This is a genomic window from Escherichia sp. WS547, from assembly GCF_046486065.1.
In the GTDB taxonomy this organism is placed as follows: domain Bacteria; phylum Pseudomonadota; class Gammaproteobacteria; order Enterobacterales; family Enterobacteriaceae; genus Escherichia; species Escherichia coli.
In genome coordinates this window covers 19,118-31,252 of the sequence record NZ_JBJQMA010000036.1, presented here as the reverse complement: position 1 = coordinate 31,252, position 12,135 = coordinate 19,118, and the positions used below count along the sequence as shown (strand labels likewise).

The window sequence follows — 12,135 nt, the reverse complement described above, 5'->3', positions numbered from 1 at the left end:
TCACTCTTGAGACTTGGTATTCATTTTTCGTCTTGCGACGTTAAGAATCCGTATCTTCGAGTGCCCACACAGATTGTCTGATAAATTGTTAAAGAGCAGTTGCGACGCGGCTTTCAGCTTACCGTCGCGAGGTGGCGTATATTACGCTTTCCTCTTTCAGAGTCAACCCTGAATTTCAGGATTTTTTCTCTTCAACCGAACCGGCTGTTTGTGTGAAGTGATTCACATCCGCCGTGTCGATGGAGGCGCATTATAGGGAGTTCTCCGCAGGCCGCAATAGAAAAATTGCAGAAAAATGACTGACTGCTGCATTCCCCAGCAAAACCCCGCTTTATACCTTTTTACGCACAGAGTTATCCACAATCATCAATGTAATTTCTGTATTTTTCCCACGGCAACCACTGTCAAAATTGTGATCACCATTGAAAGAGAAAAATTCGCGAGCGTTGCGCAAACGTTTTCGTTACAATGCGGGCGAAAAATAAGGATGCCCCGTTAGGGGCGTTAGCTGAGTTTTTCGCGAAAAATTCAGCTAACGCTCTCTGTAATAGTCAAATCCAGGGGATTTACCATGCAACAACGTCGTCCAGTCCGCCGCGCTCTGCTCAGTGTTTCTGACAAAGCCGGTATCGTCGAATTCGCCCAGGCACTTTCCGCACGCGGTGTGGAGCTGCTGTCTACAGGGGGCACTGCCCGTCTGTTAGCAGAAAAAGGTCTGCCGGTAACCGAAGTTTCCGATTACACCGGTTTCCCGGAGATGATGGATGGACGCGTGAAGACCCTGCATCCGAAAGTACATGGTGGCATTCTGGGCCGTCGCGGCCAGGACGATGCCATTATGGAAGAACATCAGATCCAGCCTATCGATATGGTGGTTGTTAACCTGTATCCGTTCGCCCAGACCGTTGCCCGTGAAGGTTGCTCGCTGGAAGATGCGGTTGAGAACATCGATATCGGCGGCCCAACGATGGTGCGCTCTGCCGCCAAGAACCATAAAGATGTCGCCATCGTGGTGAAGAGCAGCGACTACGACGCCATTATTAAAGAGATAGATGCCAATGAAGGCTCCCTGACTCTGGAAACTCGCTTTGACCTTGCCATCAAAGCCTTCGAACACACCGCCGCCTACGACAGCATGATTGCCAACTACTTCGGCAGCATGGTTCCGGCTTACCACGGTGAAAGCAAAGAAGCCGCCGGTCGCTTCCCACGCACGCTGAACCTGAACTTCATTAAGAAGCAGGATATGCGTTACGGCGAGAACAGCCACCAGCAGGCTGCCTTCTATATAGAAGAGAATGTGAAAGAAGCCTCCGTTGCTACCGCAACCCAGGTTCAGGGTAAAGCCCTCTCTTATAACAACATCGCCGATACCGATGCGGCGCTGGAGTGCGTGAAAGAGTTCGCCGAGCCGGCATGTGTGATTGTGAAGCACGCCAACCCTTGCGGCGTGGCTATCGGCAATTCCATTCTTGATGCTTACGATCGCGCGTACAAAACCGACCCGACCTCCGCATTCGGCGGCATTATCGCCTTTAACCGCGAGCTGGATGCGGAAACCGCACAGGCCATCATTTCTCGTCAGTTCGTCGAAGTGATTATTGCGCCGTCCGCCAGCGAAGAAGCCCTGAAAATCACCGCCGCCAAGCAGAACGTACGCGTTCTGACCTGCGGTCAGTGGGGCGAGCGTGTTCCGGGCCTTGATTTCAAACGCGTGAACGGCGGTCTGCTGGTTCAGGATCGAGACCTGGGGATGGTCGGTGCAGAAGAACTGCGCGTCGTCACCAAACGTCAGCCGACCGAACAGGAACTGCGTGATGCGCTGTTCTGCTGGAAAGTGGCGAAGTTCGTGAAATCCAACGCCATTGTCTATGCCAAAAACAATATGACCATCGGTATTGGCGCGGGCCAGATGAGCCGCGTGTACTCCGCAAAAATCGCCGGTATTAAAGCGGCCGATGAAGGCCTGGAAGTGAAAGGTTCCTCGATGGCTTCTGACGCGTTCTTCCCGTTCCGCGACGGTATTGATGCCGCCGCCGCTGCGGGCGTGACCTGCGTAATCCAGCCTGGCGGTTCTATCCGTGATGACGAAGTGATTGCCGCCGCCGACGAGCACGGTATTGCGATGCTCTTCACCGACATGCGCCATTTCCGCCATTAATGGAGCGACAGATGAAAGTATTAGTGATTGGTAACGGCGGGCGCGAGCACGCGCTGGCCTGGAAAGCGGCCCAGTCGCCGCTGGTTGAAACTGTTTTTGTTGCTCCGGGTAATGCAGGCACTGCGCTGGAACCCACACTGCAAAACGTCGCTATCGGCGTAACCGATATCCCGGCGCTGCTGGATTTCGCGCAAAACGAAAAGATCGATCTGACCATCGTCGGCCCGGAAGCGCCGCTGGTGAAAGGCGTGGTGGATACCTTCCGCGCCGCCGGGCTGAAAATCTTCGGCCCAACCGCAGGTGCCGCGCAGCTGGAAGGCTCGAAAGCGTTTACCAAGGATTTCCTGGCCCGCCATAACATTCCTACGGCGGAATACCAGAACTTCACCGAGGTAGAACCTGCGCTGGCGTATCTGCGTGAGAAGGGCGCGCCAATCGTCATTAAAGCTGACGGTCTGGCTGCCGGGAAAGGCGTTATCGTCGCGATGACGCTGGAAGAAGCCGAAGCGGCTGTTCACGATATGCTGGCGGGCAACGCTTTTGGCGACGCGGGGCATCGCATTGTTATCGAAGAGTTCCTCGACGGCGAAGAAGCGAGCTTTATCGTGATGGTGGACGGCGAGCATGTGCTGCCGATGGCCACCAGTCAGGACCACAAACGCGTGGGTGATAAAGATACCGGACCGAACACCGGCGGGATGGGGGCTTACTCCCCTGCGCCAGTGGTGACCGATGAGGTTCATCAGCGCACCATGAAACGTATCATCTGGCCAACCGTGAAAGGTATGGCAGCGGAAGGCAACACCTACACCGGTTTTCTCTACGCGGGCCTGATGATCGACAAACAGGGCAATCCGAAGGTTATCGAATTTAACTGCCGCTTTGGCGATCCGGAAACCCAGCCGATTATGCTGCGCATTAAGTCCGATCTGGTTGAGCTCTGCCTGGCAGCCTGTGAAGGCAAGCTGGACGAGAAAACGTCCGAGTGGGATGAACGCGCTTCTCTCGGCGTGGTGATGGCTGCGGGTGGATATCCGGGCGATTACCGCACCGGCGATGTGATCCACGGCCTGCCGCTGGAAGAAGTGTCTGACGGCAAAGTGTTCCACGCGGGCACGAAACTGGCGGATGACGAGCAGGTAGTGACCAGCGGCGGGCGCGTACTGTGCGTCACCGCGCTGGGTCATACCGTGGCAGAAGCGCAGAAACGCGCTTATGCCTTAATGACCGATATCCATTGGGACGACTGCTTCTGCCGGAAAGATATCGGCTGGCGCGCTATCGAACGCGAGCAGAACTAACGCGACAGTTTTGCCAATAGCGTTTTACGCGTGATCCCTAACTGACGGGCGGCTTCGGTTTTGTTGCCGCCCGTTTTCTCCAGTGCCGCCAGAATCACTTCTTTTTCGACTTCCACCAGCGGCTGAATATCCTGACTTTGCGCCAGCGGGATCGGCGTACTCGCAATCGCCAGCGGCAGCTCGCGTTCGGAAATATATTCCCCGGTCAGTAGCACCACAGCCCGTTCCACCGCGTTTTCCAGCTCGCGAATATTTCCCGGCCAGTCGTAGTGAATCAGCAGATCCATCGCCTGGGGCGTAAAACCTTTTACCGCCTTGCGATTACGCTCGGCAAAGCGCTGCAGAAAATGGCCAGCCAGCAGAGGGATATCTTCCCGCCGCTGACGCAGCGACGGAACTTCAATCGCCACCACGTTCAGGCGATAGTAGAGATCCTGGCGAAAACGTCCGGCATTCACCTCTGCGGCAAGATCGCGATGAGTCGCCGCAATCAGCCGGACATCAACCGAGATGGTCTGGTTGCTGCCGACACGCTGAACTTCGCGCTCCTGAATCGCACGCAGCAGACGAACCTGCATCATCGGCGAGATATCGCCAATTTCATCGAGAAACAGCGTGCCGCCGTCCGCCTCAACAAAGCGCCCTTCCCGCCGTTTGTCGGCTCCGGTAAACGCCCCTTTTTCGTGACCGAACAATTCAGATTCCAGCAAGGATTCGTTGAGTGCCGCACAGTTGAGCGTTACCAGTGGTTTTTCACTCCGTGCGCTACTGGCGTGAATCGCCCTGGCGACCAGCTCTTTACCGGTGCCGGAATCGCCGTGGATCAGCACCGTGGCTTCCGATGGCGCGACGAGGGCGATTTCACTGAGCAGGTGTTGCATCGCCGGACTTTTACCGACCATCCCGAACTGGATGGCAGACACCGCAGGCGTTTCAGCGTCAATACTGTGCATATGTGCGAGCGCCTTTTCCAGCGTCGCCTGCAGGTTATCGAAATCCAGCGGCTTGATGAGATAATCCAGCGCCCCGGTTTTCAGCGCCTCTACTGCCGTCTCAACGCTGGAGTACGCAGTCATAATCAGTACCGGAATTGCCGGGTTTAACGCTTTGATCTCTTTTAGTGTGGCGATGCCGTCCATCTCTGCCATTCGCACATCGCAAAGCACAAGATCAAAAACCTGTTCCCGCACCTGCGCCAGCGCCTGTTGCCCACTATTCGCCAGCGCGACGTTATAGCCCCAGCCGCGCAGCAATGCCTGCAAAATAGTGCAGTGGCTAATGTCATCATCTACCACCAGAATATCGATATTATCGTGCGTCATCCTTGTGGGTCCTTACGCGTAATATTGACCGGAAGCCAGAGGGTGAACGTTGCGCCTTCTCCCTCCTGGCTTGCGACCTGAATTGTACCACCGTGTTGTTCAACAATATTATGCACGACCGCTAGCCCCAGCCCGGTGCCGTCGGCTTTGGTGGTGAAGTACGGGGTGAAGATAGCTTCAAGCTGATCCGCCGCAATTCCCTTACCGCTATCAGTAACGCTAATTTTCACGCCTGCGCCGCTTTCGCTGGCCGTCACGCTAATCACGCCATGCTGACCAATCGCCTGAATAGCATTGAGATAGAGATTCAACAGGACCTGAGTCAGCCTGTCCGGATCGGCCTGAATTTCCGGCAACATGTCGTTGGCGGTAAAGCGTAACTGGATCTCCCGGCTGTTTGCATCCTGGCTTACCAGCTGTAATGAGTGGTTAATCAGAGTGTTGAGATCCACCGCCTGCAAAGCCAGATGCGTTGGCTTAACCAGTTCCAGCAACTCACTTACCACGCGGTTTAAACGGTCAGCCTCTTTCGCCATCACTTGCGCCAGTTGATGCGCTTCTCCCCCTGCAGGCGCGCGTTCGGCAAAGTATTTCGCCAGCCCTTTAATCGAGGAAAGTGGGTTACGGATTTCGTGGGCAACGCCTGCCGCCAGATGCCCCAGTGCCACCAGCTTCTCTTTGCGCTTCATTTCATCTTGTAGAAGCTGGCGCGAGCGCAGATACCGGCGATACCAGAAGAATGACAACACGCTTGCCAGCAAGACCGTCGCCAGGGCGAAGAGGATAATCAGGGTATTGCGCTTTTCCCCACTCTGGGTTGCAACCAGATCGCTGGCGTCAACGGCGATGAAAATAGCCTGTTGTGCTTCTGCCTGTGGCACAGCTTTGCCGTTACAGCGCGGCATATTGTGCATACCATGCCGCCAGGGCAATGACATTGGCTGGAACAAACGATAGACCTCAAGCGCAGGCGTTTTTTCTGCATCCTCAAGCAGTCTCCAGCGGGAGTTTTCCTCTGGCTTTAACTGCTGCATTTCATCAGGAGAATAGAGTGCACGCCCGACCATTTCGGGGTTACTGTGAAGAATGATGATGCCCTGCGCATCGGTGACCGCAAACCACAACACCCCAGGCTGGCCTGCCATCTCTTCCAGAAGCGCCTGTTGCTGCACATGGTGCATTCGCATCCCCATCCCTACGCGGCTTCCTGACTCCAGAGCGCGAATGAGCACATTACCTTTTTCCAGTAATGCCTGACGGTCAGCCTCACTTGCCCGCCCATAATCACGAATCACCGTTACCGCAAACAATCCCACCAGCCCAACAATGACCACGGGGAGGATCGCGCTTAACCATTTGGCTAAGGTGTCTTTTGAACGTTGCATAAAACGTATCTTCTTCTTTGCCTGTTCATCCCTTTTTGACAGCAGAAATCATGCCATCTTTTAGCAGCGCTTACCCTGCGCTGTAACACAAAGACTTAAGTTTCAATGAGTAAAAATGACTCGCTACCCGCAGCAGGCGAGTCATTTTTACTCGTTTATCATGCCAGATTACCCGTCATATCAGCGTTTCGTCGTTGGCACGGAAGATGCAATACCCGAAGTAAGACAACCACTGGAGGATTAACCATGAAACGGAACACGAAAATTGCCCTGGTGATGATGGCGCTTTCAGCAATGGCGATGGGATCGACATCTGCATTTGCTCACGGCGGACACGGTATGTGGCAGCAAAATGCCGCGCCTTTGACCAGCGAACAAGAGACAGCGTGGCAGAAAATCCATAATGACTTTTACGCTCAAAGCAGCGCACTGCAACAGCAACTGGTGACGAAGCGTTATGAATACAATGCCCTGTTAGCCGCGAACCCACCGGATAGCAGCAAAATTAACGCGGTCGCCAAAGAGATGGAGAATTTGCGTCAGTCGTTAGATGAGTTACGGGTGAAACGGGATATTGCGATGGCTGAAGCGGGTATTCCGCGCGGAGCCGGAATGGGCATGGGCTACGGCGGCTGCAGTGGTGGCGGTCATATGGGTATGGGCCACTGGTAAATCAGAACGTTTTCTCGTTGGGTTGCCAGCGACAGAAATCAGAGTTTGCCACTAACAGTAATTGCGATCCTTCGGGCGCTTCCAGCCATGCCACGCTGACATCAACAGAAGAGCGGCTCTGGCGGCGCTCGATATGCGCTATCGCCTGCGAATCTAAATCAGGTTTAATGGTTTGCCCTTCGCAGGTGGTCACGGTCTGTTCCATCGCATGCCAGCGCCCCTGGCGCAGCACGACTCTCCCCTGACGTAAGGCATCGCTAATCTGGCGGATCTGATCAGCACGATAACGGTATAAATCGATTTGGTCGTTAGAAAGCTGCTGCTTTTCCCCATCGGATTCACGTTGCATAAAGCTCAGATCGCCGCGATCGTCAAAACGCGCGCGAATGTTCACCGGCGGTTTGCTGTAAACATTGATATTGATGAGCGTAAGGTTATCGCCCTGCCAGCGATACTCTCGCGTGGTGGTATCGCCACTGCGCCACGGGCTAAACACGGCAAGCAGATGCACATTATCGCCGCTGTCTTTTCGCCAGATGCGTACCGCGCCCTGGTCTTCAGCAAATCCACTGGCGGTAAAGGGAGGAAGTGAAGAGTTGTGGCTACAGGCAGTGAGAAACAGCGCACCTGCCAGCATCAATGATCGACGCCAGAAAGACAAAAGGGGTGAAACCACCCCTTCGTTAAAACTGTTCACTGCCACGCAATCTTACTTAACTGCGTCTTTCAGTGCCTTGCCAGAAACAAATGCCGGTACGTTAGCTGCGGCAATTTTGATTTCTTTACCGGTCTGCGGGTTGCGGCCAGTACGCTCAGCGCGGTGGTTCACTTTGAAGGTACCGAAACCAACCAGTTGTACAGCATCGCCTTCTTTCAGAGACTCAGTAATTGCAGCCAGAGTGGACTCCAGAGCAGCTTTAGCCTGGGTTTTGGACAGTTCTGCTTTCTCTGCAATTACATCAATCAGTTGAGTCTTGTTCATAAGTTATCCTTACAATGTGTTTATCGCTTGCTAAGCATCGAGTGCGACGGAAATGCCAGAATAGCACTCTCCTGCATACACGCACCGATAGCCACTTTTTTTCGCCCCCCAAATGTAGACCAGACGGGGGGCGAAAGGGAAGACTCCAGGTACGACAAATCAGGCGTTAAATCACGTTTTCTGGTCTTATTGCTGAAAAATTATACCAATATTGCTCTCACCCGCCTCACGCAGGTCTGCCCTAAGGCCTTTTATCAGCTCGATATCGCGTTCTTCGCACTCAGCTAAAAGTCGGAATATTTCCCACTGAATGTCCCATTCTTGCTCTACAGCTGGGTTTTCTTTGAGCTCTTCATCGCTCATTTCGCGACCAGCCTGAGTCATTTCCAGCATCGCAACGGTCGTGATGGAGGTCTTACTCACTTCCACCGCGTGTTCGAGCGTTTCACCACTCAAACGCGAATGGACCAGTTCACTTAACGCCACGCAGGCATCGATTGCCGGATAAACGCCGTACAGATCGAAATCGTCGGCTGAAGGAATCGCTTCTTCAAATTTCTCCAGTTGGCTGTCGAAATTTACTTTTGCGTCTTTAACGGTCAGCGTTTCCCAGATGAGATCGAGAATACGACGGTAAATTTGCCCATCACCAAAACCGGTTTGCTGGCAGAACATGGCGTAATTGGGGTACATGCGTTCGCATAAGCAAGCCATGAAAGTGACATGCTGCCAGCTTTCCAGGCGCTCCAGACGCAGATGAATTGGGTTTTGTAACATATTGAGTTCTCAAATACGGAAATTATCCGCAGTTTACCTGAATTAGGGCTGATTTGCTGTATAGCGCACGAACGCCGGACGTTCCGAGGCCACCGCGTCCGCCCAGCGCGTTGGCTCCGGCAGACGATAGCCTTTCATGCAGCGTTGTACCCACGCCAGCGCGCTGTCCACGCTGACCCGATGACCGGTAGCGATAAACAACGGGTTACAGCGCGCTTTGCTGCGCCAGACCCAGGCCAGCTGCTCGCCTTTATCCATCAGTGGGGCCAGCGCGCCCGGTTCGCTGGAGAGCGGTTCGAATTTACCGCAGAGCCGTTTTTTCGCCACGCCAATGGTCGGCACATCCACCAGCAAACCGAAGTGGCTGGCGACACCAAGACGGCGAGGATGCGAGATCCCATGACCATCGACAAACACTAAATCCGGCTTTTGCGACAGCATCTCCCACGCTGCCAGCAGCGCAGGATATTCGCGGAAGGAAAGAAAACCTGGAATGTAAGGCATGGTGGTGGCGATGCGGGCCACTTTATACTCCACCAGCTCAAGCGAGGGGTATTTCAGCAGCACCATCGCCGCTCGCGTCACTTCTCCGCCCTGCTCAAACCCGACATCGGCTCCGGCGATCAGATCCGGCGGATCTTTATCGAGTCGATCCTCACGGATCACAGAAGAAGCCAGTTCAATTTGTTGAGCGCGTAATGACGCGAGATCCATAATCGCTCCTTAGAGCCTGGTCCACCAGGCGTAATTGTTGAAGGCAGTTTGAGGCCGGACAGCGCGGAAAAACCGGAGCGTACACGTAGTACGTGAGGATTTTGAGCACTGCCCGGCCTCAAAATGGCAAATAAAATAGCCTGATGGACCAGGCTCTTAGCGGTGATACTGTTCAGATAACCGATGCACTGCCTCCACAAACACGCCAGCATGTTCTGGCGGCACATCCTGATGAATGCCGTGACCAAGGTTAAAGACATGACCTTCGCCGTGACCGAAACCTGCAAGTATAGTCGCTACTTCTTCTTCAATGCGGGCTGGCGGCGCGTACAGCATCGACGGATCCATATTACCCTGCAACGCGACTTTATTGCCCACGCGACGGCGCGCATCGGCGATGTCCGTTGTCCAGTCGAGGCCCAGCGCATCGCAACCGGTTTCTGCCATGGCTTCCAGCCACTGTCCGCCGCCTTTGGTAAACAGCGTGACCGGTACGCGGCGACCGTCGTTTTCACGCAGTAAACCATCAACAATTTTATGCATGTAATAAAGCGAGAACTGTTGATAATCGCGCCCGGTAAGCACGCCGCCCCAGGTGTCGAAAATCATCACAGCCTGAGCACCGGCTTTAATCTGCGCATTCAGATACAAAGTGACGCTTTTCGCCAGTTTATCGAGTAGAGCGTGCAGCGCCTGCGGATCGGCATACATCATTTTTTTGATCACGGTGAACGCTTTGCTGCTGCCGCCTTCCACCATGTAGGTCGCCAGCGTCCACGGGCTGCCGGAAAAACCAATCAGCGGCACTTCGCCTTTCAGTTCGCGACGAATGGTACGCACCGCGTTCATCACGTACCCCAGTTCATCTTCCGGGTCCGGAATTGGCAGTTTATCGACGTCAGCTTTGCAGGTGACTGGCGAGGTAAAACGCGGACCTTCTCCGGCTTCAAAATAGAGCCCTAACCCCATCGCGTCCGGGACGGTGAGGATATCGGAAAAGAGGATCGCCGCATCCAGCGGGTAGCGACGCAGCGGTTGCAAAGTCACTTCGCACGCCAGCTCGGCGTTTTTGCACAGCGACATAAAATCGCCCGCCTGGGCGCGCGTGGCTTTATATTCCGGTAGATAGCGACCCGCCTGGCGCATCATCCATACTGGAGTGACATCAACGGGCTGGCGCAGCAGCGCCCGCAGATAACGATCGTTTTTAAGTTCGGTCATTTTGGCTGTTCCTTAGTGCGTCAGGCGGTCAGTGTATCATCACTCATACTCTGCCCGACACATCGCCACCGTATCTTCTATCAGACGGCGCGCTACGGTGCCGGGCGGCGGGAGTAACGGCAAATCGTCATAGCGATACCAGTTCGCCTCGAGCAATTCTTTCGGGTCGATCACGATGTCGCCGCTGTCGTATTCCGCCATAAACGCGGTCATTAAAGACTGAGGAAACGGCCACGGCTGGGAAGTCACATAACGCAAGTTTTTAACTTTAATTCCGCTCTCTTCCATCACTTCCCGCGCGACTGCCTGCTCGAGGGTTTCGCCCACTTCGACGAATCCGGCAAGTACCGTATGGACACCGTTACGATGGCGGGTATGCTGGGCGAGGAGGATCGAATCATCGCGACGGATGGCAACAATAATGCAGGGGGCGATTTGCGGATAGTAACGCTCACGGCAATGGCTGCACAGCATCGCCCATTCGGTTTTGCTCGGATACATTTCATGCCCGCAGTAACCACAGTATTTATGCGATCGGTAAAACTCCGCCAGTTGTACGCCTCGTCCGGCCAGTTGAAACAGCCCAACATCGAGATCAATGACCTGACGTACCGACCCCATATCGTGACGCCGCTGCTGTTGTACTAACCAAACAGGTTCCCCCTGCCATTCGCCGATTTGTAGTGCGCGCTGACCCACAAGATCGAAATTTGCCGCTTCGCCATATGGCAATACTCCCTTCGGCAACCATAATTTTTGTTCATGGCTGACGACCCACCAGCCGTGATCTAATTTTTCAATTATACGATCCATAGCTCTTGCACTACCTTTGCATCACTGGCATGTTTAACATGGTTTTTACATTTCTCACTGAGCAGTTTTTGAATACAAACTTGCGGAGTCAATCATGCTTAACCAGCTCGATAACCTGACGGAGCGCGTCAGAGGAAGTAACAAACTGGTTGATCGCTGGCTACATGTACGTAAGCATCTGCTCGTGGCTTACTACAATCTGGTTGGCATTAAGCCTGGCAAAGAATCGTACATGAGGCTAAACGAAAAAGCCCTTGATGATTTTTGTCAGAGCCTGGTCGATTACTTGTCTGCCGGACATTTCAGTATTTATGAGCGCATTCTTCATAAGCTGGAAGGCAACGGGCAACTCGCGCGCGCCGCGAAGATTTGGCCGCAACTCGAAGCCAATACCCAACAGATTATGGATTACTACGATTCCAGCCTGGAAACCGCCATCGATCATGATAATTACCTTGAGTTTCAACAGGTTTTATCTGACATCGGCGAGGCGCTGGAAGCACGCTTCGTGCTGGAAGATAAGTTGATTCTGCTGGTACTTGACGCCGCCCGCGTCAAACATCCTGCTTGAGTTCTGCGCTGTTAACGCGTAATTTACATTCAACGCCCCGTTTGTGGGGCTAATTTCTTGTCGGAGTGCCTTAACTGGCTGAGACCGTTTATTCGGGATCCGCGGAACCTGATCAGGCTAATACCTGCGAAGGGAACAAGAGTTAATCTGCTATCGCATCGCCTTTGCGGCGATCGTCTCTTGCTTCATCCGTCGTCTGACAAGCCACGTCCTTAA

General features: G+C 53.9%; 12 protein-coding genes and 1 riboswitch. Of the genes, 4 read left to right on the top strand and 8 right to left on the bottom strand.

From position 1 onward, the window contains the following. The first annotated feature begins 571 nt into the window (after positions 1–571). Both purH and purD read left to right on the top strand, forming a co-directional pair. The gene (gene purH / locus ACJHWK_RS22460) at positions 572–2,161 is read left to right on the top strand and encodes a bifunctional phosphoribosylaminoimidazolecarboxamide formyltransferase/IMP cyclohydrolase (protein ID WP_001187540.1); all 1,590 of its coding nucleotides are present in this window, start codon (positions 572–574) and stop codon (positions 2,159–2,161) included. Between the two features lie 11 nt (positions 2,162–2,172). Continuing rightward, positions 2,173–3,462 (top strand): phosphoribosylamine--glycine ligase, encoded by a 1,290-nt coding sequence (gene purD / locus ACJHWK_RS22455; protein ID WP_001522133.1) that lies wholly within the window; start codon positions 2,173–2,175, stop codon positions 3,460–3,462. Here the strand turns inward: purD and zraR are convergent. After that, entirely contained in the window at positions 3,459–4,784 is a 1,326-nt protein-coding gene (gene zraR, locus ACJHWK_RS22450) for a sigma-54-dependent response regulator transcription factor ZraR (protein WP_170886316.1), read from the bottom strand. The genes purD and zraR overlap by 4 nt on opposite strands. Then, the gene (zraS, locus tag ACJHWK_RS22445) at positions 4,781–6,178 is read right to left on the bottom strand and encodes a two-component system sensor histidine kinase ZraS (RefSeq protein ID WP_024166544.1); all 1,398 of its coding nucleotides are present in this window, start codon (positions 6,176–6,178) and stop codon (positions 4,781–4,783) included. The genes zraR and zraS overlap by 4 nt, the downstream gene beginning before the upstream one ends. Positions 6,179–6,415: 237 nt before the next feature. On the opposite strand from zraS, the gene zraP reads away from it, so the two are divergent. Continuing rightward, the gene (gene zraP / locus ACJHWK_RS22440) at positions 6,416–6,841 is read left to right on the top strand and encodes a zinc resistance sensor/chaperone ZraP (protein ID WP_020232898.1); all 426 of its coding nucleotides are present in this window, start codon (positions 6,416–6,418) and stop codon (positions 6,839–6,841) included. 1 nt (position 6,842) lies between these two features. Here zraP and ACJHWK_RS22435 read toward each other — a convergent pair whose 3' ends face one another. The 6 genes from ACJHWK_RS22435 to nudC form a co-directional block, all read right to left on the bottom strand. Continuing rightward, positions 6,843–7,538 (bottom strand): DUF1481 domain-containing protein, encoded by a 696-nt coding sequence (locus ACJHWK_RS22435; protein WP_001300651.1) that lies wholly within the window; start codon positions 7,536–7,538, stop codon positions 6,843–6,845. Positions 7,539–7,550: 12 nt separating this feature from the next. Further along, positions 7,551–7,823 (bottom strand): nucleoid-associated protein HU-alpha, encoded by a 273-nt coding sequence (gene hupA, locus ACJHWK_RS22430; protein WP_001044513.1) that lies wholly within the window; start codon positions 7,821–7,823, stop codon positions 7,551–7,553. 186 nt (positions 7,824–8,009) lie between these two features. Beyond that, positions 8,010–8,600: a YjaG family protein gene (locus ACJHWK_RS22425; RefSeq protein WP_000940106.1), complete on the bottom strand. Its 591-nt coding sequence runs from the start codon at positions 8,598–8,600 to the stop codon at positions 8,010–8,012. Positions 8,601–8,642: 42 nt separating this feature from the next. Further along, complete coding sequence (gene nfi / locus ACJHWK_RS22420; protein ID WP_000362388.1) at positions 8,643–9,314, bottom strand: deoxyribonuclease V; 672 nt, start codon at positions 9,312–9,314, stop codon at positions 8,643–8,645. 156 nt (positions 9,315–9,470) lie between these two features. After that, positions 9,471–10,535, bottom strand: a complete 1,065-nt coding sequence (hemE, locus tag ACJHWK_RS22415) for a uroporphyrinogen decarboxylase (RefSeq protein WP_000137657.1) — start codon at positions 10,533–10,535, stop codon at positions 9,471–9,473. Positions 10,536–10,574: 39 nt separating this feature from the next. Then, positions 10,575–11,348, bottom strand: coding sequence for an NAD(+) diphosphatase (gene nudC / locus ACJHWK_RS22410; protein WP_001522122.1), 774 nt, complete (start codon positions 11,346–11,348; stop codon positions 10,575–10,577). A gap of 94 nt (positions 11,349–11,442) precedes the next feature. Here nudC and rsd point away from each other — a divergent pair, with 94 nt between their 5' ends. After that, positions 11,443–11,919 (top strand): sigma D regulator, encoded by a 477-nt coding sequence (gene rsd / locus ACJHWK_RS22405; protein WP_000934302.1) that lies wholly within the window; start codon positions 11,443–11,445, stop codon positions 11,917–11,919. Positions 11,920–11,970: 51 nt separating this feature from the next. Further along, positions 11,971–12,071: riboswitch (TPP riboswitch) on the top strand. The last annotated feature ends 64 nt before the right edge of the window (positions 12,072–12,135 follow it).

Coding starts and splice junctions, on each gene's coding strand:
- purH (WP_001187540.1), top strand. CDS start 572: ATGCAACAACGTCGTCCAGTCCGCCGCGCTCTGCTCAGTGTTTCTGAC.
- purD (WP_001522133.1), top strand. CDS start 2,173: ATGAAAGTATTAGTGATTGGTAACGGCGGGCGCGAGCACGCGCTGGCC.
- zraR (WP_170886316.1), bottom strand. CDS start 4,784: ATGACGCACGATAATATCGATATTCTGGTGGTAGATGATGACATTAGC.
- zraP (WP_020232898.1), top strand. CDS start 6,416: ATGAAACGGAACACGAAAATTGCCCTGGTGATGATGGCGCTTTCAGCA.
- hupA (WP_001044513.1), bottom strand. CDS start 7,823: ATGAACAAGACTCAACTGATTGATGTAATTGCAGAGAAAGCAGAACTG.
- ACJHWK_RS22425 (WP_000940106.1), bottom strand. CDS start 8,600: ATGTTACAAAACCCAATTCATCTGCGTCTGGAGCGCCTGGAAAGCTGG.
- nfi (WP_000362388.1), bottom strand. CDS start 9,314: ATGGATCTCGCGTCATTACGCGCTCAACAAATTGAACTGGCTTCTTCT.
- hemE (WP_000137657.1), bottom strand. CDS start 10,535: ATGACCGAACTTAAAAACGATCGTTATCTGCGGGCGCTGCTGCGCCAG.
- nudC (WP_001522122.1), bottom strand. CDS start 11,348: ATGGATCGTATAATTGAAAAATTAGATCACGGCTGGTGGGTCGTCAGC.
- rsd (WP_000934302.1), top strand. CDS start 11,443: ATGCTTAACCAGCTCGATAACCTGACGGAGCGCGTCAGAGGAAGTAAC.